Annotated in this window: 22 protein-coding genes, 1 pseudogene and 1 riboswitch; of the genes and pseudogenes, 17 read left to right on the plus strand and 6 right to left on the minus strand. The window is 46.4% G+C overall.

What is annotated here, in order from left to right; genetic code table 11:
* Window positions 1-27: 27 nt before the first annotated feature.
* From D791_RS17380 to D791_RS17395, 4 genes are all read left to right on the plus strand, one after another.
* Window positions 28-1,131: a polyamine ABC transporter substrate-binding protein gene (locus D791_RS17380; protein WP_036514374.1), complete on the plus strand. Its 1,104-nt coding sequence runs from the start codon at window positions 28-30 to the stop codon at window positions 1,129-1,131.
* A gap of 73 nt (window positions 1,132-1,204) precedes the next feature.
* Window positions 1,205-2,347, plus strand: a complete 1,143-nt coding sequence (potA, locus tag D791_RS17385; protein WP_081763943.1) for a polyamine ABC transporter ATP-binding protein — start codon at window positions 1,205-1,207, stop codon at window positions 2,345-2,347.
* An 18-nt stretch (window positions 2,348-2,365) separates the two neighbouring features.
* A complete protein-coding gene (locus D791_RS17390) occupies window positions 2,366-3,280 on the plus strand; it encodes an ABC transporter permease subunit (RefSeq protein WP_036514377.1) in 915 nt (304 codons plus the stop codon).
* Complete coding sequence (locus D791_RS17395; protein WP_036514379.1) at window positions 3,273-4,100, plus strand: ABC transporter permease subunit; 828 nt, start codon at window positions 3,273-3,275, stop codon at window positions 4,098-4,100. The genes D791_RS17390 and D791_RS17395 overlap by 8 nt, the downstream gene beginning before the upstream one ends.
* 70 nt (window positions 4,101-4,170) lie before the next feature.
* On the opposite strand, the gene D791_RS17400 is transcribed toward D791_RS17395, so the two are convergent.
* The 3 genes from D791_RS17400 to D791_RS17410 all read right to left on the minus strand — a co-directional run bounded on the left by D791_RS17400 (window position 4,171) and on the right by D791_RS17410 (window position 7,741).
* Window positions 4,171-4,461, minus strand: coding sequence for an oxidative damage protection protein (locus D791_RS17400; RefSeq protein ID WP_036514383.1), 291 nt, complete (start codon window positions 4,459-4,461; stop codon window positions 4,171-4,173).
* A 145-nt stretch (window positions 4,462-4,606) separates the two neighbouring features.
* The gene (gene mutY / locus D791_RS17405; RefSeq protein WP_036514386.1) at window positions 4,607-5,614 is read right to left on the minus strand and encodes an A/G-specific adenine glycosylase; all 1,008 of its coding nucleotides are present in this window, start codon (window positions 5,612-5,614) and stop codon (window positions 4,607-4,609) included.
* Window positions 5,615-7,741, minus strand: a complete 2,127-nt coding sequence (locus tag D791_RS17410; RefSeq protein WP_036514389.1) for an AsmA family protein — start codon at window positions 7,739-7,741, stop codon at window positions 5,615-5,617.
* A 139-nt stretch (window positions 7,742-7,880) separates the two neighbouring features.
* On the opposite strand from D791_RS17410, the gene hisB reads away from it, so the two are divergent.
* From hisB to D791_RS17445, 7 genes are all read left to right on the plus strand, one after another.
* Window positions 7,881-8,474 (plus strand): imidazoleglycerol-phosphate dehydratase HisB, encoded by a 594-nt coding sequence (hisB, locus tag D791_RS17415; RefSeq protein WP_036514390.1) that lies wholly within the window; start codon window positions 7,881-7,883, stop codon window positions 8,472-8,474.
* A 2-nt stretch (window positions 8,475-8,476) separates the two neighbouring features.
* Window positions 8,477-9,124 carry an imidazole glycerol phosphate synthase subunit HisH gene (gene hisH, locus D791_RS17420; protein WP_036514391.1) on the plus strand — a complete coding sequence of 216 codons (648 nt, stop codon included), beginning with the start codon at window positions 8,477-8,479 and terminating at the stop codon, window positions 9,122-9,124.
* A gap of 49 nt (window positions 9,125-9,173) precedes the next feature.
* Entirely contained in the window at window positions 9,174-9,914 is a 741-nt protein-coding gene (gene hisA, locus D791_RS17425; RefSeq protein ID WP_036514392.1) for a 1-(5-phosphoribosyl)-5-[(5-phosphoribosylamino)methylideneamino]imidazole-4-carboxamide isomerase, read from the plus strand.
* A 9-nt stretch (window positions 9,915-9,923) separates the two neighbouring features.
* Window positions 9,924-10,697, plus strand: coding sequence for an imidazole glycerol phosphate synthase subunit HisF (gene hisF / locus D791_RS17430; RefSeq protein ID WP_036514393.1), 774 nt, complete (start codon window positions 9,924-9,926; stop codon window positions 10,695-10,697).
* Between the two features lie 44 nt (window positions 10,698-10,741).
* Window positions 10,742-11,500: a substrate-binding periplasmic protein gene (locus D791_RS17435; RefSeq protein WP_081763944.1), complete on the plus strand. Its 759-nt coding sequence runs from the start codon at window positions 10,742-10,744 to the stop codon at window positions 11,498-11,500.
* Between the two features lie 64 nt (window positions 11,501-11,564).
* A complete protein-coding gene (locus D791_RS17440) occupies window positions 11,565-12,536 on the plus strand; it encodes a GGDEF domain-containing protein (protein ID WP_157682422.1) in 972 nt (323 codons plus the stop codon).
* 8 nt (window positions 12,537-12,544) lie between these two features.
* The gene (locus D791_RS17445; protein ID WP_036514396.1) at window positions 12,545-12,970 is read left to right on the plus strand and encodes a GGDEF domain-containing protein; all 426 of its coding nucleotides are present in this window, start codon (window positions 12,545-12,547) and stop codon (window positions 12,968-12,970) included.
* 33 nt (window positions 12,971-13,003) lie between these two features.
* Here the strand turns inward: D791_RS17445 and thiC are convergent, their stop codons facing one another.
* Window positions 13,004-14,884 carry a phosphomethylpyrimidine synthase ThiC gene (thiC, locus tag D791_RS17450; protein ID WP_036514398.1) on the minus strand — a complete coding sequence of 627 codons (1,881 nt, stop codon included), beginning with the start codon at window positions 14,882-14,884 and terminating at the stop codon, window positions 13,004-13,006.
* A 57-nt stretch (window positions 14,885-14,941) separates the two neighbouring features.
* Window positions 14,942-15,757, minus strand: a complete 816-nt coding sequence (gene thiD / locus D791_RS17455) for a bifunctional hydroxymethylpyrimidine kinase/phosphomethylpyrimidine kinase (protein WP_036514400.1) — start codon at window positions 15,755-15,757, stop codon at window positions 14,942-14,944.
* A 59-nt stretch (window positions 15,758-15,816) separates the two neighbouring features.
* Window positions 15,817-15,910, minus strand: a riboswitch (TPP riboswitch).
* Window positions 15,911-16,033: 123 nt separating this feature from the next.
* Between thiD and D791_RS17460 the strand changes: the two genes are divergently transcribed.
* Entirely contained in the window at window positions 16,034-16,219 is a 186-nt protein-coding gene (locus tag D791_RS17460; protein ID WP_036514403.1) for a CPXCG motif-containing cysteine-rich protein, read from the plus strand.
* Between the two features lie 5 nt (window positions 16,220-16,224).
* On the plus strand, window positions 16,225-16,866 hold the full coding sequence (locus tag D791_RS17465; RefSeq protein WP_036514408.1) for an MBL fold metallo-hydrolase: 642 nt from the start codon (window positions 16,225-16,227) through the stop codon (window positions 16,864-16,866).
* A gap of 4 nt (window positions 16,867-16,870) precedes the next feature.
* On the opposite strand, the gene pfkA is transcribed toward D791_RS17465, so the two are convergent.
* Entirely contained in the window at window positions 16,871-17,875 is a 1,005-nt protein-coding gene (gene pfkA, locus D791_RS17470) for a 6-phosphofructokinase (RefSeq protein WP_051514659.1), read from the minus strand.
* Window positions 17,876-17,987: 112 nt separating this feature from the next.
* Between pfkA and D791_RS17475 the strand changes: the two genes are divergently transcribed.
* From D791_RS17475 to D791_RS17490, 4 genes and pseudogenes are all read left to right on the plus strand, one after another.
* Window positions 17,988-18,959, plus strand: coding sequence for a TAXI family TRAP transporter solute-binding subunit (locus D791_RS17475; protein ID WP_051514660.1), 972 nt, complete (start codon window positions 17,988-17,990; stop codon window positions 18,957-18,959).
* Between the two features lie 180 nt (window positions 18,960-19,139).
* Entirely contained in the window at window positions 19,140-20,123 is a 984-nt protein-coding gene (locus D791_RS17480; protein WP_036514411.1) for a TAXI family TRAP transporter solute-binding subunit, read from the plus strand.
* Between the two features lie 280 nt (window positions 20,124-20,403).
* Window positions 20,404-22,997: pseudogene (locus D791_RS17485) on the plus strand (TRAP transporter permease).
* 15 nt (window positions 22,998-23,012) lie between these two features.
* Window positions 23,013-23,441: a universal stress protein gene (locus D791_RS17490; protein WP_036514414.1), complete on the plus strand. Its 429-nt coding sequence runs from the start codon at window positions 23,013-23,015 to the stop codon at window positions 23,439-23,441.
* Window positions 23,442-23,669 lie beyond the last annotated feature (228 nt).

The raw sequence follows: 23,669 nt of genomic DNA on the forward strand, positions 1-23,669 counted from the left end.
CGCCACTTTCGAATTTGAGGTTAAGACATGATTAAACAGTATAAACTCAGTGTGTTAGCAGCATCCGTAGCCGTTGCCATGGGTGCAACCGCCGTTCAGGCTAAAGAAGTTCGTGTGTATAACTGGTCAGATTATATCGCCGAAGACACCATCGAAAAGTTTGAAGCCGCAACGGGCATTAAGGTTATTTATGATGTCTATGATAGCAACGAGGTGTTAGAGAGTAAGTTGTTATCGGGTCGGTCCGGTTACGATTTGGCGATGCCGTCTAACCATTACGTCACTAAGTATATAAAAGCAGAAGCCATTCAGGCGATTGATCATTCGAAACTAACGAATAAAGACAATCTGAATCCAGATTTGATGGCACAGCTAGAGGCGGTTGACCCTGGCAGCACTTACTCAATCCCGTATATGTGGGGCACCAATGGCTTTGGGTACAATGTTGACCGTATCGAAGCGATTTTAGGGGAAGATGCGCCCACTGATTCTTGGGCATTGCTGTTTGATCCAGAAGTGACGGCGAAGTTGGCCGCTGGTGGTTGCGGCATTACCATGTTGGACTCGGGTGATGAGATGATTTCAGCCGCCATGGCGTATTTGGGGCTCGATCCAACCAGCAACGATGCGGCCGACATCAATAAAGGTGCGGACGTGATCAGTGCTGTGCAGTCTCACATCACTTACTTCCACTCGTCTCGTTACATTTCTGATCTTGCCAATGGTGATATCTGTGTGGCGGCGGGTTACTCGGGTGATATTTTGCAGGCCGCAGATCGTGCTGATGAAGCCGATAACGGTGTGGTGATTGAGTACAGCATCCCTAAAGAAGGTGCCGCATTGTGGTTTGACATGATGGTGATTCCAAAAGGTGCACCAAACTACGACAATGCGCATGCCTTTATTAACTTCATCTTAGAGCCAGAAATCGTTGCCGACATCACCAATTATGTGATGTACGCCAACCCAAACAAAGCAGCGGATGAGTTTGTTGACCCAGAGGTTCTTGGAGATGACTCCATCTATCCATCTGATGACGTCATGAAAAAATTGTTTATTGCCAAAGAGCGTCCACTGGATACACAGCGTGTGATTACACGTAGCTGGAATCGAGTTAAATCTGGTCGTTAATCAACTGACGTCCGCTGGTGGATACCCTCCAGCGGACGTTTTCTGTTTTTCTCTGATTAGGGAGTAGCGTCCAATGCCAGGAGCAGTGGGAGCCTTAAAAAAAACCATGGCGGAAAATACGGAGTCTGAAGTACTGCTGCAGATTCAAGGCATCAGTAAGTATTTTGATGATGTGTTGGCCGTAGACAATGTCAGCATTGACATTAAAAAAGGCGAAATTTTTGCACTGTTGGGTGGGTCTGGATCGGGTAAGTCAACCTTGTTAAGGATGTTGGCGGGTTTTGAAAAACCGAGTGACGGCAAATTAATACTGGACGGTCGTGATATTACACATCTACCTCCCTACGAGCGTCCGATTAATATGATGTTTCAGTCCTATGCTTTGTTTCCGCATATGACGGTGGAACAAAACATAGCGTTTGGTTTGAAACAAGACAAAATGCCCAAAAGCGAGATTCAGCAGCGTGTCAATGAAATGCTGAAGCTTGTGAAAATGGAAAAATATGCACGGCGAAAGCCTGCCCAGCTGTCGGGTGGTCAACGCCAGCGAGTTGCTTTGGCGAGATCCTTGGCAAAGCGTCCGAAGCTGTTGCTGTTAGACGAGCCGATGGGAGCCCTGGATAAAAAACTGCGTACGGAAATGCAGTTAGAGGTTGTGGATATTCTTGAGAAGGTCGGCGTGACCTGTGTTCTTGTTACTCATGATCAAGAAGAAGCCATGACCATGGCCAATCGTATTGCCATTATGTCCGAGGGTTGGATTGCACAGGTGGGCTCGCCTGTGGATATTTACGAGAGCCCGAACAGTCGCATGATTGCCGAGTTTATTGGCAGTGTGAATATTTTTGAAGGCTCGATACTTGAGGATGAATCTGACAGTTTGACGCTTTCGTGCCCAGACTTTGCGGCCCCCGTGTTTATTGATCGCGGTGTGACGACCCCTGCTGAAACCATGCAAGCACTGGTGGCCTTGCGCCCTGAAAAAACACTTGTGAGTGCAGACGCGCCAGAGGATACGTCGAAGAACTGTGCTCAGGGTACTGTTCACGATATCGCATATCTTGGCGGAATCTCGGTGTACTACGTGAAACTGCCTTCAGGCAAGTTGGTGCAGGCCAGTATGGCGAATACCGAAAGACGCGGTGAGCGCCCAACTTGGGATGATCCGGTCTATGTGTACTGGGAAGCCGATAGTCCTATGGTGCTATGGCATTGATGATTCTGCGGAGGATGTATGCCTGAAGTATTACGTAAGCTGCGGTCTAGGCTTCCCAGCGGAAGAACGGTGGTCTTTGGTATCCCATTTATTTGGCTGTTACTTTTTTTCTTATTGCCTTTTGCACTGGTGCTTAAGATCAGTTTTTCGTCTGCGCTCATTGCAGTACCGCCTTATCAACCTGTTTTTAGTTATATCAATGAAACCTTAAATATTGTTTTAAATTTTGGGAACTACCTGTTTTTAGCATCCGATAGCTTATATGTCGCGGCGTATTGGGGCTCAGTGAAAATTGCGTTTATATCAACTCTAGTGTGTCTATTGATTGGCTATCCGATGGCCTATGCCATTGCCAGAGCACCTCTGCAGTTGCAGCTGGTATTGCTGTTGCTGATTATGCTGCCGTCTTGGACCTCTTTTCTCATTCGTGTGTATGCTTGGATGGGTATTTTGGGCAATCAGGGTTTACTGAACAACTTTTTACTTTGGCTCGGCGTCATTAAAGAACCCTTGCGGATGATGAATACCAATTTTGCAGTTGTCCTCGGCATTGTCTATGCCTACCTGCCCTTCATGATTTTGCCTTTGTATGCAAATTTGGTAAAGCTCGATACCAGTTTGCTTGAGGCGGCTTCAGATTTAGGCTCGCGAACAGTAAACACCTTCTGGAAAATTACCCTCCCCCTGTCGAAGGGCGGCATTATTGCAGGCTCTATGTTGGTGTTTATCCCAGCCGTCGGCGAATTTGTGATCCCCGAGCTGTTGGGCGGTCCAGATACACTTATGATTGGTAAAGTCCTGTGGGAGGAGTTTTTCAATAACCGTGACTGGCCAGTGGCATCGGCTTTAGCGATTGTGATGTTACTTCTATTGATCATCCCCATTACGCTGTTCCACCGCTATCAGTCAAAGGAGTTGGAAAAGAATGGCTAAGCTCCTAAAAATTCGGTTTTCGACGCTCATGCTGATTCTTGGCTTGTTATTTTTATACGTGCCGATGATCATTTTGGTGATTTATTCATTTAACTCATCACGGCTGGTAACGGTTTGGGCTGGATTTTCGACCCATTGGTATGCTGAGCTGTTTCGCGACCAACAACTCCTTTCAGCAGTGTGGATGAGTTTGCGTATCGCATTTTACTCCGCGTCTATGGCCGTATGCTTAGGGACGCTTGCTGCCTTTGTGATGACGCGCTTCAGCCGCTTTCGTGGGCGTACAATGCTGTCGAGTATGATAACGGCACCTTTGGTTATGCCTGAAGTGATCACAGGGCTATCGCTCTTGTTGCTCTTTGTGCATATGGCGCAGGTGGTTGGATGGCCTGCAGATCGAGGTATGGCGACGATTTGGATTGCACATACGACCTTCTGCAGTGCCTACGTTGCCGTTGTCGTATCATCCCGCTTACGGGAGTTGGATTTGTCAATTGAAGAGGCGGCCATGGACTTGGGCGCAACTCCCTTCAAAACCTTTTTCCTGATCACCTTACCGATGATTGCCCCTGCCCTCATCTCTGGTTGGCTGTTGGCGTTCACCTTGTCACTGGATGATTTGGTGATTGCGAGCTTTGTGTCAGGGCCAGGTGCGACCACATTGCCCATGGTGGTGTTTTCATCGGTTCGCTTAGGTGTATCGCCCAAGATCAATGCCTTGGCAACCTTGATTATTTTAGCTGTTTCAATCGTGGCGTTCTTGGCGTGGTTCTGGATGCGTCGGGCGGAAGAAAAACGTCGCCAACCGGTTCAGGAATAATCGGTTTTGATTCGCGCTGTTAAGGTAACGCATGACAGCGCGAATCTAACTCTAGCGATTACATGTCACGCTAGTCTTTGTCAGACGATGCTTCACTAGGCGGGACGTAGCCTTCTGCTTTCTCGTAATCATCTCCGGTTAAGAACTTATCCATCTGTTCCTGCAGGTACTTACGGTTTTGCGCATCCATCATGTTTAAGTGCTTTTCATTAATCAACATGGTTTGATGCGCGGTCCACTCTTGCCATGCCTGCTTGGATACACTGTCAAAAATGCGCTGACCTACGGGACCTGGAAAAGGTGCGCGATCCAGTCCTTCCATTTCCTTTTGATACTTACAACAAAAAATCTGGCGACTCATAGTGCTCTCCAACTCGAATGATGGGCGTATAGTACAGAAGCAAACAGCGAGTATACAGGTTTTAAATACTCGCCAGTTTAACCTGCTCTCTAGGTTCAAGCATGATTCAGGTTAAAGTACTCTCTAGGCAAAAGTGCTGGGCTCGCTATCTAAGGCTAGCCAGTAGCTTTTTCACGGGAGCGGCCAAACCAAGTGACTGCTGAGGCTGATCTAAGTTGTACCAAAGGCCCTTAGCTTCTTCAACACGAAAGCATTCTGGTGTTTTGACAAGCGCTGGCGTAATTTCCAAATCATAATGACTAAAACTATGTTTAATGACGGGTAAACATTTAAGTAGCGTATTGGGTAACTCCTCTGACTCAGGCAAACTCCAGAGTCCACCCCAAATACCTTTGGCGGGACGTTGCTCCAACCATACTTCGCCCGGTTCATTCATGTGTATAAGCATAATGGTGGTTTTAAGCGGTTTATGCTTTTTGGGCCGAGCTTTAGGCAATTCATGTGTACGACCTAAGGCATAGGCTTGGCAATGGGATTGGATGGGACACAGAAGACAGGCTGGTTTTGACCGTCGGCATAGGGTTGCACCCAGATCCATCATCGCTTGGGTGTAGTCACCAACACGATGTTCAGGCGTGTTATGGTCGGCATATTTCCAAAGCGCGGCCTGAACGTTTGGGGTGCCTGGCCATTCATCAATCGCATAGAAGCGTGCTAGCACACGTTTGACATTCCCATCTAAAATTGGGGCACGTACACCCATGGATATTGAAAGAATCGCGCCAGCTGTCGAGCGTCCAATGCCGGGCAGTGCTTCCATTTCATCCAGCGTGCTAGGAAAAACGCCGTCGCGCTCTTGGCTCAGGATCTGTGCTGTTTTGTGCAGATTTCGGGCTCGAGCGTAATAGCCTAACCCTGTCCACAGATGTAAAACCTGATCCAGAGGCGCCTTGGCCAATGCATGTACGTCCGGAAAAGTGTCGGTAAAGCGAAGAAAGTAAGGAATGACTGTGCTCACTTGCGTTTGCTGCAACATGATTTCAGACACCCAAGTATAATAGGGTGACTTGTTCGTTTGCCAGGGCAAATCATGGCGGCCGTGTTCATCAAACCAGTTGAGCACGGCTTGGCTAAAGGCTTCAGACGATAACATTTAACGGATTAATCCTCGTATTAAATTACGTGTTCCTTCATCCCCACCCAAGCGTTCAATCAGCTTCTCTTCGACTTGGCCTCCCAGCTTTTCTTCAACTTTACGTTGCAACTCCTGTCGCAAGAGTTGCGTGAAAACGCGCGTGTCGGGCTTGCACATATCGGCTGGTGGGGTGTCGAAACGACCTGAACACAGAATAGGCAACTCAAGACCCTCCAAACGATTGTTAACTGAGCAGGTTTGCTTAAACAAATTTTCGGTTACTTTAAAACCCAATCGATAGTCCAGCGCTTGCTGAGGTAAGTTAACAGTGCCCGACCCTGTGAGTTGCATCGCATCCATAGACGCGCGTAGGTCATTATTCGAAACAACGCCTTGGTTTAGATCAAATGTTCCGCCCATGTTCGCAAATGGCGTCGATCGATCCACCTGAACGGGATTTATACCAAGGGCAAGGGCTGATTGAATACCTTGGCACAGGGTTTGCGCCATATCGATGCCTTGAATGACACCATCCACTAAGCGAACATCCGCTTTGCCCGATAAGGTGTTCAGCCACTGTTGTGTCGTATGACCGCGTGCTGTGAGGTTTGCAGAAGCACTTAAGGCTCCGGTTAACGTGTTGGTATCGGCCAGTGTTAGGAGCACTGTTTCTAAGTTAAGCTCCGAAACGCTATTTTTGAGTGCGATGGTTGCAGGCGTTTGGTTAACATTAAGGCTCACCTGATTGCGAATACGCCCACCAAAAACATCAACATCGAGCTGTTTAACGTCAATATTGCCGTTTTGCGCTTGCATATTGAAACGCAGGTTGTGCAGTAAATATTGATCGTATTTCAGCTCCGTTATCCCAATATTGGCACTCAGATTCAGCGCGCGTAGATCATCTGGGTTAAAGATCTCAGAGGGTTCGTGAGTTTCGGTGCTTGCTGTGCTCGGCTGAGTGCTCTGATCAGTTGGTGCCGGCAAGTAGTCATTCAGATTTAGCCTCGGCGTTGATAGCTCCAGGTGAGGCTGCGCCGTTGCTGTTTCAAAGGACGCCAAGCCAGTCCATGTATGAGTATCGATACCAATATTCAGGGGCGATAGATGCCAGTGCGCCGGTGTGCCTTTTAATTGAGCATCAAATTGCACAGTGCGTAACGCTTGAGGATTGGCCGTTTGAGGGGCATCAATACCGATGGTATTTAGAAAGTGTTTTAGGTCAAAAGGGTCAGACGCGACATTTCCAACGACGTCAAACTCGCTGAAATTGGTAATATCCAGCTCGGCACGGAGGGATAGGTTTTCGATATTTGCGATTAGATTCTTAAGCTGTAATTGCTCCACCTCACGATTCAGCTTGAACTCTCCTGTTAGGTCTAGACGAAGAGGGGTGGATCGGTTCGGTTGGTCGTGCGCCTCAAGAAACATGGAAAAAGGAAGAATGGTAATTTCATTGAAGGTGGGTGAAAGGCGAACCTGCCCACTCAATTGGCTTTGACCTTTAAAAAGACGTTGGCGCTCTTTAAAGTATTGAATGCCCGTTTCGAAATCGATGTTGGTCGGAGTGTTATGTGCAATCACACCGGTTTTGAGTTGAATATGTGAAAGCTCAATTAGGGTGTTGTCGAGAGCATTTTCGTAGCGTATATCCGCATTCTTCAGTGTAAAAGTTTGAATTGTAAACGGGTTCAGTTCACTATCTGATGGATTTGATGCGTGTGCGTCCACCGTTCGAGGTGTGTCGGCATCAGGGCTGGCGGCATGCCAGTTGGAGATACCATCTGTGTCCGTGTGTAAGGATATGCGCAGGCCATCTAGTAAAATAGCATCCACTTCAATCCGTTTAGATAATAATGCGATTAAGTCGAGGGAGGCCTGTGCGTTATCGATAGAGGCCAGAGTTGGCTTATCGGGATACTTAACGGTGAGTGCGCTCAGTTTTATGCCTAACCAAGGGTATAAGGACCATTCAATGTCCTGCTCGATCCTGAGCTCAATCCCGGCTTTATCAAACACCCATTGTTGGATGTCTGATTTAAAATCGTTTGGATTAAATACGGATGTCACGTAAAAAAGCGCAAGTGCCATCAGTGTGATGAGGAGCGCTAATACACCAAGCACAATTTTAGAAATACGTCTCATTGAAATTCCCTGACCGTTTGTTAAGGTTTCGTGACCTTCTGTAGGCGATTACTCAACGACTATCGACCAGATGATCTGCCGTTGTTACTCAGATGCCTGTATAATAGCAGGAAATGTTAAATAGTTTGCGGAGAAACTCATGGCGCAGCGTACAGCCAGTGTCACACGTAATACACTGGAAACCCAGATTACGGTCAGTATCAACCTGGACGGTACCGGTAAATTCGAGTCGGATACAGGCGTTCCCTTTCTCGATCATATGATGGATCAAATCGCGCGTCATGGATTGATCGACCTCAATATACATGCGGTTGGCGATTTACATATTGACGATCACCATACCGTCGAAGATATCGGCATTACACTGGGGCAAGCATTCAAGCAGGCCGTCGGTGATAAAACTGGCATTCGTCGTTATGGTCATGCGTATGTTCCTCTTGATGAAGCCTTATCACGTGTCGTCATCGACTTTTCTGGACGCCCTGGATTGGACATGAACGTTGAATTCACACGCGGACGTATTGGTAGCTTGGATGTCGATCTGTTCAGTGAGTTTTTCCATGGGTTTGTCAATCATGCTCAAGTCACGCTGCATATTGATAACCTCAAAGGTAAAAATAGCCACCATCAGGCAGAAACGATTTTCAAAGCCTTTGGTCGTGCACTGCGAATGGCACTGGAAGAAGATCCAAGGGCGATTGGTATGATGCCATCAACCAAAGGGTGTTTGTAAAGATGAGCAGTATCGCGGTCATAGATTATGGCATGGGCAATTTGCACTCGGTTGCCAAAGCCCTAGAGCATGTACAGCCGGGTGTTGAAGTCCGAGTAACCGCTGATCCTCAGCAAGTCAGAGACGCCGACCGAGTACTGCTTCCTGGTGTCGGCGCGATTCGTGACTGCATGGCTGAAATTCGTCGCTTAGGTGTTGATGCCGAAGTGGCGGAAGCAATCAAATCGGGCAAACCCTTTTTAGGGATTTGTGTTGGTTTCCAAGCATTGATGGACTTTTCTGAAGAAAATGGCGGAGTGGACTGCTTGGGTGAGTTTCCAGGACGTGTGAATTTCTTTGGTGATACGCTGTTAGATCAAGATAACACACCGCTCAAAGTGCCTCATATGGGCTGGAACCAAGTTACTCAAACAATTGACCATCCACTGTGGCAGGGAATTGATGATCATAGCCGCTTTTACTTTGTGCACAGTTATTATGTGAAGTTGGCACAAGCTGAGCGTGTGGCGGCAACCTGCGAATACGGTGTTCCGTTTGATGTCGCGCTGGCGCATAAAAATGTCTTTGCGGTGCAGTTCCATCCCGAAAAAAGTCAACATGCGGGTTTGCAGTTACTGAAGAACTTTTTAAATTGGCAAGGGCAACCCTAAAGCCTCTAGGCTCTTTGACCCTTACTCTTAGCTTTTATTGGATAACGACATGTTAATAATACCTGCGATTGATCTAAAAGACGGAAAATGTGTGCGCTTGCGTCAAGGGCGTATGGATGACTCGACAGTGTTTTCGGATAACCCGGTAGAAATGGCTGCAAAGTGGGTTGAAGCCGGATGTCGCCGTCTTCATTTGGTTGATCTGAATGGCGCATTTGCAGGGGAGCCTATCAATGGCGAGATCGTGAATGAAATCGCTCGAGCTTTTCCTGATTTACCGATTCAGATTGGCGGGGGGATTCGCAATGCGGAGATTATCGAGTCCTACCTGAAGGCAGGTGTCAGCTATGTCATTATTGGAACCAAGGCAGTGAAGGAGCCGAGCTTTGTCACAGACATGTGTAAAGCCTTCCCTGGCCACATCATTGTTGGACTCGATGCTCAAGACGGCTTTGTCGCAACCGATGGTTGGGCCGAAATATCGTCGGTTAAGGCCACGGATTTAGCTAAACAGTTTAAAGATGACGGCGTATCTTCGATTGTGTATACCGATATCAGTCGTGATGGCATGATGCAAGGCGTGAACGTCGAGGCAACGGTTGCTCTGGCGCAGTATGCTGGCATTCCTGTGATTGCATCAGGTGGTGTCACAGATATTGAAGACATACGTCGTTTAGCGGCCGTAGCAGATCAAGGGATTCTGGGTGCGATTACGGGGCGCGCCATCTACGAAGGTACGTTGGATGTGGCGCAGGCACAAGCGCTTAGTGATCAACTCTGTGGTGCTTAAGGAGCAGATATGGGTCTGGCAAAGCGAATCATCCCGTGTTTAGATGTTGAAAATGGGCGTGTTGTTAAGGGCGTTAAGTTTCTAGACATCCGTGATGCGGGCGATCCAGTGGAAATCGCGAGGCGTTACGAACAGCAAGGCGCTGATGAAATCACCTTTCTTGATATCACCGCGAGCCACGAGGGACGTGAAACAACCGTGCACACCGTTGAGCGTATGGCATCGGAAGTGTTTATCCCCTTAACGGTTGGTGGCGGCATTCGGACCTGTGAAGATATCCGTCGTATGCTCAATGCGGGTGCCGATAAAGTATCGATTAATACGGCCGCCGTTTTCAACCCTGAGTTTGTTGCCGAGGCCGCATCACGGTTTGGTTCACAGTGTATAGTGGTCGCGATTGATGCCAAAAAAGTCTCGTTGCCGGGCGAAGAGGATCGTTGGGAGATTTTCACCCATGGTGGACGCAAGCCAACAGGGTTAGATGCGGTAGCTTGGGCGCAAAACATGGTCAACTTGGGTGCGGGTGAAATATTACTCACCTCCATGGATCAAGACGGCATGAAGTCTGGGTTTGATCTAGGCGTCACGCGTGCGATCAGTGAGGCTGTTCATGTGCCGGTGATTGCCTCGGGTGGGGTCGGCAACTTAGACCATTTAGTCGATGGTGTCTTGATTGGGAAAGCGGATGCTGTATTGGCGGCCTCTATATTTCACTTTAATGAATACACAATTCCTGAAGCGAAGCGGTACATGCAAGCGCGTGGCATTGAAATGCGTTTATGATACTCTTGGATTGAGACAATAGAGCGCATAGAGGTGCGGCATACATGAGAAGAATAAAAAGAAAAATCCTATTCATGTGGATGTTGTTATTTATATCTGTGTCACTTGTTGCAGCCCCCCTAAGAGTGGCGATTGAAGGAAACTACCCACCGTTCAGTTACGTGGATGACTCAGGCCAAGTGGTTGGCTTCGACATAGACATCACGCATGCGCTGTGTGCGGCCATGGGGGTTGAGTGTGAAATGGTGTTGGTCGAGTGGTCTGAAATACTCACAGGCTTGGTTGCAGGTGATTATGAATTAATCATAGCCAGTATGGGCAAGACACCCGAACGCGAGAAGTCCGCTGATTTTTCAGACTACTATTATAGAGCCCATTCGGTTTTTGTCGGTGATCCAAAACTGCATTCGAAGAAGCATTATGATGACTTAAAGCATCTGCGAATTGCCACAGGGAAAGACACTCTGCAATCGCAGTACTTAGTCGCTAACTACCCTCATGAAAATATTCACCTTTTGAATAGTCATGACGAGGCCATTGATGCCCTAATCAAGGGAGAGGTTGATCTCGTATTGTCGAACAGTATTAGTCAGCTTCACTTCTTACAGTCGGCCGATGGTGAGAATTTTGACTTTATTTCAGAACCCCTAGTCAATGAGCTACTCGTGGATTATGCGCATATAGCTGTACGCAAAAATCATCCAGAACTGCTTTTAGCAGTTAATGAGGGGCTGAAAAAAATTCGATTCACTGGTCAATACGATCAAATAAATCGCAAGTACATACCCTTCAGTATTTACTGATATGCCTCTTAAGCGGCCAGCTATTCGACCCAAATTATCTGTAACCGTTTTGGTTGCTTCGTTGGTGTTTGTCGTAATATTCTTGGTGAGTGTCGGTTTTTCCTTGGGATTGTTACGAGGTATCACGGCTAAGACTCAAGAAACCAGCCAAGAGCTTTTACCTGAGCTAGTGCATACTCATAATAATTTACTAAAAATTGAACAAATCCGCTCTTACATCGATTTAATTTATTGGGTACAAAATGGAAACCTAGAACGTAACTATCGTTTAGAGTCTCAAGTATTGATTCATAGTTTTTTATTTGAGAACGATCCATTTTTGGCGTCAGAAGCCAGTAATATCCTCCATGATATTCGTGAAATCGCGAGTATTCGTCAATTACAACGCACGTTGCAGAATGAAGCGATACAAGTCTTAAGCGCATATCATGAGCCAACGGTTATTAAGGTTCGTGGGCTACTATCAGCTCTGCCTCAGCGAGAGATTCGTGAAGGTCAAATGCCCAGTGCCTTTGACGAGTTAACATCTCTTTCATCCTTCGAAGAGATTGAACAACGTATTTTATTTATTTCGGATCTAAATCGACAGTTGGACTGGATGTTGATTGATACAAAAGCCAGATTGGAGCGTGTGTCTACCTATTTAAACTCAGATGCCGCGTTGAAAGCGCAAACCTTGGCGACAGATATTGGCAAAGACATAGAGCGTATTACGCAATATTCGATTGTTTTCATGAGTATTGTTGTTCTTTTATTCTTATTTTTATTTTTTATTTTCAAGAATACGTTGCTTAGACCGATACAGTCCTTGGTTGCTGGCTTGAAAGCAATTGAGCAGCAAGGCAATCAAACCATTATATTAAAGCCGCTTTTTTTTAAAGAGTTGGATACGATTCGAGAATCGATTGAGGATTACTCGGGCTTGGTCTTCCGTATGCAAAAGACCAACCAAGAGTTGGAAAATTTATCGCGTATAGATGGGCTGACAGGTTTGGCGAATCGTCGGTATTTAGATGAAGCTTGCAAGAGGAAATGAATAGAGCTATGCGACACCAGCACGCAATTGCGTTGTTGATGATCGATATTGATCATTTCAAACGTTTAAATGATCAATATGGACATCAAGTTGGTGATCATTGTTTGAAAGTCATTGCTCAGGTGATAAAGGGCTATAGCCAGCGCACAGGTGAGTTAGCTGCGAGGTTCGGTGGTGAGGAGTTTACCTTGATCCTACCGGAGATTACTCACTCTGATGTGTGGAGAATTGCTGAGGCGATACGAGAAGAATGCAGCCAAAGGGTTATTTACTTGGAAAATGATGCGAGTGTTTCAATTCAAATGACGGTCAGCATCGGTTTTGTGTATCAAATTGTTGATGCTAACGATGCTGCCGACATTTTGTTGAAGACAGCGGATCAAGCACTGTATCAAGCCAAAGCGGCTGGACGCAATTGTGTTTGCGAAGGCTAGAGGCTCAGGCGAGCACCCTAACCTTCGTCTTAATTAGGCCTTATGGTACAGCTGTGAGCCTGTTTCTTTGAATTCCTCTGACTTTTCTTGCATACCCTGTTTGACCGAGTCTTGCATCATGGCGACTTGCTGATCGTCTAAGGCTCGAATCTCTTGCGAGATTTTCATAGAGCAAAACTTGGGTCCACACATCGAACAAAAATGAGCCACTTTCGCAGATTCCTTGGGTAAGGTTTCATCATGGAAGGCTCGGGCTGTGTCGGGATCCAATCCGATATTAAATTGATCTTCCCAGCGGAACTCAAAGCGCGCCTTTGACATGGCGTTGTCTCTGATTTGGGCACAGGGATGACCTTTCGCTAAGTCCGCTGCATGAGCGGCAATCTTATAGGTAATAATACCGGTTTTGACGTCGTCTTTATTCGGAAGGCCTAAGTGCTCCTTCGGTGTGACGTAGCAGAGCATTGCACAGCCGTACCAACCAATCATAGCGGCCCCTATGCCTGAGGTAATATGATCATATCCAGGAGCAATATCGGTTGTTAAAGGCCCTAGTGTATAAAAAGGGGCTTCGTGGCAGCTTTCCAACTGTTTATCCATATTTTCTTTAATCATGTGCATAGGAACATGACCTGGGCCTTCGATCATGACCTGAACATCGTGCTTCCACGCAATTTTGGTGAGTTCTCCTAAGGTTTCCAATTCTGCAAATTGTGCCGCATCATTGGCATCATACACAGAGCCAGGGCGAAGGCCATCACCTAAGGAAAAGGCAACATCATAGGCTTTACAGATTTCACATATTTCTTCGAAATGCGTGTATAAGAAGTTTTCTTCGTGATGAGCAAGACACCATTTTGCCATGATGGAGCCGCCTCTAGACACGATACCTGTCATGCGCTTAGCGGTGAGAGGAACGTACCGTAATAATACACCTGCATGAATGGTAAAGTAGTCGACACCTTGTTCTGCTTGTTCAATCAGCGTGTCTTTAAATACGTCCCAGTTTAAATCTTCCGCAATACCGTTTACTTTTTCCAGAGCTTGATAAATCGGGACTGTGCCGATTGGAACAGGTGAGTTACGAATGATCCACTCACGCGTCTCGTGTATGTTTTTACCTGTGGATAAGTCCATAATTGTATCGGCCCCCCAACGTGTTCCCCACGTCATTTTCTCAACTTCCTCTTCAATAGAAGAGCTAAGGGCGGAGTTGCCTATATTGCCATTGATCTTCACCAAAAAGTTGCGACCAATGATCATGGGTTCTAACTCAGGGTGGTTGATGTTACAGGGGATAATAGCCCGCCCTGCTGCTACTTCTTGCCGTACAAATTCGGGTGTAATGTTTTCTGGGAGTTTAGCGCCAAAACTATGGCCAGGGTGTTGTAACGATAACAAGGGCTCTTCGGCATGTGCTTTAGCAACCCGCATATTTTCACGTATGGCAATGAACTCCATTTCAGGAGTGATGATGCCTTTGCGAGCATAGTGCAACTGGGTAACATTCTTGCCAGCTTTGGCGCGCCTAGGTTTTCTTTTTAGTTCGAATCTGAGCTCGTCCAAACGCAAGTCGGCTTCACGTGTGCGGCCATATTCAGAGCTGAGTTGAGAAAGCTGCTCTGTATCCTCTCGTTCTTGAATCCAAGCATCGCGCAGTGGCGCTAACCCCTTGCGCACATCGATGGTGACTTCAGGATCGGTATAAGGTCCAGAGGTGTCATAGACGTACAAGGGCGGATTTTTTTCGACCCCCTGCTCTGTTGGTGTATCCGCTAACGTAATTTCACGCATGGGCACCAAAATATCGGGACGCTCCCCTTTGATATAGACCTTACGTGAGTTCGGAAAGGGTTGAACAGACTGCGTATCAACTTGCGCTGTTTGATTAAGGCGAGCATTTGGGTTAAGCATAGAAAAAGTCCTTATCCTTGTTAGTATATGCGTGAATGGCTGGGTTGGAGCAACTCATTACAACCAGAGATTATGAAAATGATGAACGGGCCCAAAACCTCGTCCAACATTTAATCGGTTAGCCTGCTCGATTGCCTGGGTTAACCAGTTTTTAGCACTCTCTACGGCCTGCTCAAGAGGGAAGCCCTTTGCAAGGTTGGCTGTGATGGCGGATGCCATTGAACAGCCCGTTCCGTGAGTGTTTTGCGTTTTAATGCGAGTAGACTCAAAGCGATGTATACCGGATGGTGTGCCTAGAAGGTCGAAACAGCGATCAGAAGATGCGAGGTGACCACCTTTCAGTAACACGGCTTGAGAGCCTAAGCCCATTAACTGATCCAGTGTCGTATACATATCATCAAGTGATTGAGCTTCACTTTTTTGGCAGAGGACAGCGGCCTCGGGTAGATTGGGAGTGATTAACGTTGTTTGGGGTATGAGTTGATGCATGAGTGCTTGAGTTGCGTCTGATGCCAGTAGCATTTTCCCAGTCTTCGAGACCATGACAGGATCAAGAACGATCGGAATATGTGTGGTGTTCGACAAGCACTGTGCGATAGCCGTTATGGTGGCTTCATTACCCATCATGCCTATTTTAATGGCAGCGATGGATAAGTCTTCAAGCACACACCGAATTTGATCTTCAATGATGTCGATGGGCACTGAATGGATAGAGCGCACCTCACAGGTGTTCTGTGCAGTAATGGCTGTAATGACGGATGAACCATAGACCCCTAAAGCTGAAAAGGTTTTAAGGTCTGCTTGGATGCCTGCTCCCCCGCCACTGTCTGATCCCGCAATGGTGAGTGCAATGGGAAATGTTTGAATTGTCAATCTAGCGCTCCTGTAGGATAAAAGCCTGACAGGGGTGCCGTGAATACAATAGGTGCTGTAATAAGCATGTCTCGATATTCCTACGCCGGTATAAGCCGGATCAGGTTCAACGGGTGTAATCTCAGCCCACAAAGGGCACCCCGACCAAGATGATCATTTTTAGTCTACGCTTATTCTCAGTCTGAATGCAAGCGCTAAACGTGTGTTGCAAATGGAGCAAAAATATAAAAATACGCTAGTCTATTAATAGGATTGCGATGATTAGCGAGGTCCCCTATGAATCCGTTAGAAACGATTGATCTTTTATGTCCCTATTGCAGTGAGTCGATTAGTTTTACTGTGGATTGCTCCGAAAACGAGCAAGAATACACAGAAGATTGTCCTGTTTGCTGTAGCCCTGTTTTAATCAATGTCTCGATCGGCAATAATCTGACCTTTAGAGCAGAGCGCGAGAATGGTTAGCGGTGATGAAATATAAAATTGTTCCAGTTACTCCCTTTCAGCAAAACTGTACGGTTATGTGGTGTGAAAAAACGCTTAAAGCAGTTGTGGTAGACCCTGGTGGAGATGTGCATAAAATTGTGAATCTACTCGAGACTGAGAAGCTGATTCTTGAAAAAATACTTTTAACTCATGCACATATTGACCATGCCGGTGGTACGGCTGAATTGGCCATCCTAAAAAATGTACCCATTGAAGGGCCTCACAAAGACGATCAGTTTTGGATTGAAGGATTGGATCAGCAGTCTGCCATGTTTGGTTTTCCCAAAGTAAGCAATTTCGTGCCTAATCGATGGTTAAATGATGGAGATCAGATACGTTTTGGCGAAGTTGTACTGGAAGTGTTGCACTGCCCGGGGCACACACCAGGTCACGTAATTTTTTACAATGCGGACGAGAAATTGGCGCAAGTGGGTGATGTTATTTTTCAAGGTTCGATTGGACGAACAGACTTCCCGCGAGGAAACCATCAAGATCTAATTCGCTCCATTAAGGAAAAACTGTTCGTGCTTGGAGATGATATCAGGTTTATTCCAGGCCATGGCCCCATGTCAACGCTGGGTGCAGAAAGGAAACATAATCCCTTTGTGGCCGATCATCGAGGTTAAGGAGTTACTTGTGTAACTGTAAAGCTATTTTCAAAAGTTCAGGATCTAGGCCTTTACGATATCGAGTCAAGTTATCGAGAGGAACATCAACGACTTGACCTTGATTAACACCGACCATCATATCGCTATAACCGGCCAGTAGATATTCTACGGCTTTGGCGCCTAAGCATGAGGCCAGTACTCGGTCATGGCCACTTGGGTGTCCTCCTCTTTGTATATGGCCCAGTATCGAAACGTAAGGTGTATGCCCGTGATGGGCCATTTGTTCAGCAATACGATTGGTTAGTCCTGGGGCGTTGCCTTCAGCAACCACAATGATGCCACTGGATCCTAAGCCTTTCCGTTTAGAGGTTGCCAATTGCAATGAAATTGCCTCTACATCGACGGCAAACTCAGGGACAGCAATCATCTCCGCACCTGCTGCGATGCCAACATGTACGGCAAGAAACCCTGAGCTTCGTCCCATAACTTCGACTAAGAAATAACGCTCATGGGAGTCAGCTGTGTCGCGTATTTTGTCAATCGCATTGAGTGCAGTATTAACAGCCGTGTCAAAGCCGATGGTATCATCTGTTCCAAAAATATCGTTATCAATCGTCCCAGGTATTCCAATGACGGGTAACCCTGTCTCCTCTTCAAACAAGTGTGCTCCTGTCAGCGAACCATCGCCGCCAATAACAATCAGTGCTTCGATACCCAGTTTACGAAGTTGGCTCGCTGCGTTGGCGCGGATCGTGGCTTGATGAAATTCAGAACAACGCGCACTTTTCAAAAAGGTGCCGCCTTTTTGAACAATATTGGAGACGCCCTTGCTAGAAAGGACGTGAATGTCTCCGTTAATCAGGCCGCTATAGCCACGCTGCACACCGTATACCTTGATACCGTGATGTAAGGCTGTTCTTACAACACCTCGAATCGCTGGGTTCATACCGGGAGCGTCACCACCACTTGTTAGAACTGCAATGGATTTATAACGGCGAATGGGTTCAAGCGTGGGTAAATCATACATAAAGCACCTGTATTTATCATCGAGTTATGACTATAACTAACCTGAAGTCTAGCAGATGCTGAGAGAATCCGCAGGTGAAGGCTTTGATTTTAAAATGATTGAGGTGAAGTGAATGGTGTATCGTGTTCTGTGTAGATGCATAGGTGTGCTAGCACTGTGCTGGGGGCTTTCACTAACCGTATTGGCAGAGTCGTTTGTCACCATTGCGACGGGTGGAGTAACGGGGGTGTACTATCCTGCAGGAGGTGCAATTTGTCGTTTGGTGAATCGCGATCGAGTGGATCATGGCATTCGTTGTGCCGTGCGAACAACGGGTGGATCGGTTTATAACCTGTCGGGGCTTAGAACCGGCGAGTTTGATTTAGCGATTGTGCAGTCTGATTGGCAATATCATGCGTTCGAGGGAAGCGATGTGTTTTCTGCGGCAGGTCCGCATCATGAGCTGAGGTCTGTTTTCTCTTTGCATCCTGAACTCTTTACGCTTCTCGTTCGTGACGATGCTCAAATCAGCTCTTTAAATGATCTAGTGGGTAAACGTGTCAACATTGGCAACAAAGGGTCGGGTCAACGAGCAACGATGGAACGGCTGATGTTACTTAAGGGCTGGGATACGACTAGTTTTGCGGAGGTGTTTGAGTTGGGTGCTGCTGAACAAGCAAGTGCACTGTGTGATGGAAAAATTGATGCAATGATTTATGTAGTGGGACACCCAAGTGGTTCTGTACAAGAGGCGACAATCATTTGTGATGCAAAATTGGTTGATGTTAAAGATGCCGATGTTGATGATTTAGTAAGTCGTCATTCGTATTACAGGCAGGCATACATTCCCGGTGGACTCTATCGAGGAAATGGTCTGGATGTAGTCAGTTTTGGTGTGGCTGCCACGCTAGTGACCACAACCAACGTCAGTGATGACGTGATTTATGCAATGGTTAAATCCGTTTTTGAGAGTCTTACTGCATTTCGGCGCTTGCATCCGGCATTTGCGATTTTGACAAAAGAGGCTATGGTAAATGAAGCTTTAAGCGCCCCCTTCCACTCGGGAGCGGAACGCTACTATAAAGAAGTGGGGCTGATAGAATAAGTTCTGACTTATCATCAAGCTTCTCATCTAGCGCTGAATCGGTTAAGGTTAAACTTTAGTGTAAAGATTAAGTATGTTTGGTTGTTTTTGTTGCTCTGTTTTAAAATGTATAGAGTTGTTTATTAACAACTAAATGTCTTAGGTTAGTAATAAAAACTATAATCCTTAAGGGGTGTATGTATGAAGCGTCTTACATTTTCAGCCGCTGCGTTGACAGGGGCCGTTCTGGCTGCAACGACTTTCTCAACACAAGTGGTTGCGGATCAGAAGTTCATTACCATTGGTACCGGCGGACAAACAGGCGTTTATTACGTCGTTGGTCAGTCCGTATGTCGAATGGTTAACCGCAATAGTGATGAGCATGGTGTGCGTTGTAATGCACCTTCTACTGGTGGTTCCGTTGCTAACGTAAATGGCATGAAAAGTGGTGAGCTTGATATGGGCGTTGTTCAGTCTGATGTTCACTACAGAGCCTATAACGGTGAAGCAAACTTTGAAGAAGGTGGTGCATGGGGTGAAATGCGTTCTGTGTTCACCATGCATGGTGAGCCATTGACGGTGATTGCACGTGCTGATTCCGGTATTAGCGAGTTTGCAGACCTCAAAGGCAAGCGAGTGAACATTGGTAACCCAGGTTCAGGACAACGTAACACTATGGACTTAGTGATGGGCCGTATGGGATGGACAGTGAGTGACTTCGCATTGGCATCACAATTGGATGCAGCCGAACAGGCTTCTGCATTATCAGATAACAACATCGATGCAATGATCTATGTTGTTGGACATCCAAATGGATCAATACAAGAAGCAACGACCACTGTTGACGCTCGTTTGATTCCAGTCACTGGAGCGGAAATTGACGGTCTGATTGAAGAGTTCCCTTACTATACGCGCTCTGTGATTCCAGGTGGTTTGTATCGCGGTAATGATAACGATGTAGAAACGTTCGGTGTGGCTGCAACCTTTGTGAGCCATGCGGGTGTAGATGATGAGGTTGTTTATCAAACCGTTAAAGCCGTGTTTGAAAACTTTGACCGTTTCAAGCGTTTACATCCGGCATTTGCTAATTTGAATGAAGAAAGCATGGTCTCCGACGGTTTGACAGCACCCTTGCATGATGGTGCTAAGCGTTATTACGTGGAGCGTGGCTGGATTCAAGAGTAATCAAGCCTAGTTAAACTTGACGTTAATAAAAATGCGCGCTGATGTCGCGCATTTTTTGTTTAGCGAGAACCTAAGAAATCGTGCCCCACGAATCAGCTGTAAGCTTTCGTGTGACGTGACAGGTAGATGTGGCGGTGAATTTGTATTTACGGCGTAAGCCGCTAGTCTAAAGAAGAGCAGCTGTCCTGTCGGCAGGGTTTCAAGGGTGCATGGTTCGTAAGTTTACAGAGTACTTATACGGCACATTCAGTGTTCAGCATAATGACATCAGGATACGTCTATGACACATGATAAAAAACATTCATCGGCTGAAACAGTTGATCTAGATGAGCTCGTTGCCTCAACTGACACAGGTTCAAGATCACCTGATGGTCTTCCAGGAAAACTATTAGTTAGTTTAGCGGCGGCATGGTCACTATTTCAGCTTTGGATTGCATCACCCTTACCTTTTATGGTTGGGTTTGGTGTTTTTAATGCAACGGAGGCTCGCTCCATACATTTGGCCTTTGCATTATTGCTTGCTTTTATGGCTTATCCTGCGTTTAAAAATTCACCTCGTAATCGTATTCCAGCGTTGGATTGGATCGTAGGTGGTATAGCCGCTTTTGGTGCTGGCTATATATTCTTATTTTATAATGAGCTGTCTGGACGTCCAGGTGCGCCTATTTTACAAGATGTCGTGATAGGTGTTATGGGGTTGTGTCTGCTGCTAGAGGCGACGCGTCGAGCGTTAGGGCCACCGCTTGTGATTGTGGCATTATGTTTTATCCTATACAGCCTCTTCGGACCCCATATGCCGGGCATCCTCGCTCATCGAGGCGTCAGTCTAAATGGATTAATCAATCATCAATGGTTAACTGCGCAAGGTGTGTTTGGTATTGCTTTAGGCGTATCGACAAGCTTTGTGTTTCTTTTTGTGCTTTTTGGAGCGCTGCTTGATAAAGCGGGTGCGGGCAATTACTTCATTAAAGTTGCCTTCTCGCTGTTAGGCCACTATCGCGGAGGGCCTGCAAAAGCTGCAGTTGTAGCCTCTGGAATGACTGGATTGATCTCTGGATCGTCGATCGCCAACACGGTGACGACAGGAACCTTCACAATACCCATGATGAAACGGGTAGGTTTCAGTTCCGAAAAAGCGGGTGCTGTTGAAGTCTCATCGTCTGTCAATGGACAAATTATGCCGCCTGTGATGGGTGCTGCAGCATTTTTAATGGTGGAGTATGTTGGTATTTCGTATGTTGAAGTGATCAAACATGCCTTCTTACCTGCCGTTATCTCCTACATCGCCTTAATTTACATTGTGCATTTAGAGGCTTTGAAAGCCAATATGAAGGGTTTACCTTCAAGTAACCCTGTCCGTCCCTTGTTAAATAAAGTATTAGGGTTCATGACAGGATTGATCTTGTTAATGATACTCTCTTTTGGTGTTTACTACGGGCTTGGTTGGCTCAAACCGATATTAGGTGATACAACGCCTTGGGTTGTTTCGGTCGTTCTGGCGGTTGTTTATGTTTTATTGCTGAAAATCGGTGCAGGATATCCTGAACTAGAGTTGGATGATCCCAATTCTGATGTGGTTAAGCTGCCGCAAACACGTCCGACGGTGATGGTAGGATTGCATTATATACTTCCCGTGATTGTTCTTGTCTGGTGCTTGATGGTTGAGCGCCTCTCCCCAGGTTTGTCAGCCTTTTGGGCGACAGTGTTTATGATTTTTATCATGCTCACCCAGCGTCCTTTAATTGCAATCTTCAGACAGCGCAGTCAGCTTTCGGCCGACTTAAAAGAAGGTGTGAACGATCTCTGGATTGGTCTTGTTGCAGGTGCCAGAAACATGATTGGTATCGGGATTGCGACAGCCGCCGCTGGAATCATAGTGGGCGCCGTATCACAAACCGGTGTAGGCTTGGTTTTGGCTGATGTTGTTGAGCTGCTGGCGATGGGTAATCTGATGTTGATCCTAGTGTTGACAGCATTGCTAAGCTTAATCTTAGGTATGGGATTGCCTACAACCGCGAACTATATCGTTGTATCTGCATTAATGGCCCCTGTTGTTGTATTGCTTGGTCAGCAAAATGGTCTAATCGTCCCTTTAATTGCTGTGCATCTCTTTGTGTTTTACTTTGGGATAATGGCGGATGTTACGCCCCCTGTTGGGCTTGCTTCCTTTGCCGCAGCCGCTGTTTCCGGAGGCGATCCGTTAAGAACGGGTTTTCAAGCCTTTTACTACAGCATGCGAACAGCCGCCTTACCCTTCTTGTTTATATTTAACACCGATCTGTTGTTGATTGATGTGACGTTTATGCAAGGGATTTTTATCTTTATCGTTTCAACGATCGCAATGCTGATTTTTGCGGCAGCAACCCAAGGCTATATGTTAACGCGTAATCGTTGGTATGAGACGGTTCTGCTATTACTGGTTGCCTTCACTTTATTCAGGCCCGGTTACTGGATGGACAAAATACATGATCCCTATCAGCAAGTCCCCCCCGCTCAGTTTGAACAAGCGTTGATGAGCGTTGAGTCAGGAAGTAGTTTGAGGGTTCGGGTTGAAGGTGAAAATGATTTTGGTGATCCCCTCATTACCTATTATTTAGTGCCTGTGCCTTCTGGAGCAACGGCTGAAGAGCGAATGAGTAATCTAGGGCTCCAGCTGATGATTGAAGGAGAAAGAGCGATTGTTGATTTGGTTGATTTTGGTAGCCTGGCGGCTGATATTGCTTCGATTTTGACCAAGAAATTCTCGAAATCAGTGCGCCTGTTGATCGCTGGGCTAAAGAGTGGATATGGATACCGGGTTTCGCGCTGTTTTTAATGATATATCTTCTTCAATATCGTCGACGCGCATCTGATGATCAATTCGCTAAGGCATAAAAAGAGGTATTCACGATGTACACAAAAATATTATTGCCAGTGGTATTGAATGAAGAGTGCTCATGGCGAAAAGCATTACCTGTTGCGATTGACTTGTGTCGTACCTATGGAGCCTCTTTGCATATTTTAACGGTTCTGCCTGAGGTTAGTATGCCTATGGTTGGGTCTTTCTTTCCGAAAGATTTCAGTACTAAAGCACATCAAGCATTAAAAGAGCAGTTAAAAAAATTTGTTGCTGAGCATATTCCAGAAGGTATTCACGTCCAAAGAATCGTAGCAGATGGCTCACCATGGGAGACAATTATTCGGATCAGTAAAGACGTTGATGCTGATTTAATTGTAATGGCGGCCCATAATAAACGAAATTTGGTGGATTACGTGCTAGGCCCTAACTCATCACATGTGGTGAGGCATAGTCATAAGTCAGTCATGGTTGTTAGGTGAGCTGTCGCCGCTATCATGATTAAGGTGGGCGGCAATGTTGAATGCAGTCAGATTTTCCTGAGTGTCGTATGCGCTTGGGGATTGACGCAACAACAGAGTTGTCGTCCAGTGACTCTCTATGTGGGTATTGAAGGTCATTTTTTAAATTATTTAAAAAAGTAGTTGACCTCTCCCAAAAACCTCTTTAATATTCGCGCCTCGCTTGAGAGACAAGCCCTTCCGGGGGAA

The sequence above is a fragment of the Nitrincola nitratireducens genome (genome assembly GCF_000585235.1).
In the GTDB taxonomy this organism is placed as follows: Bacteria; Pseudomonadota; Gammaproteobacteria; order Pseudomonadales; family Balneatricaceae; genus Nitrincola; species Nitrincola alkalisediminis.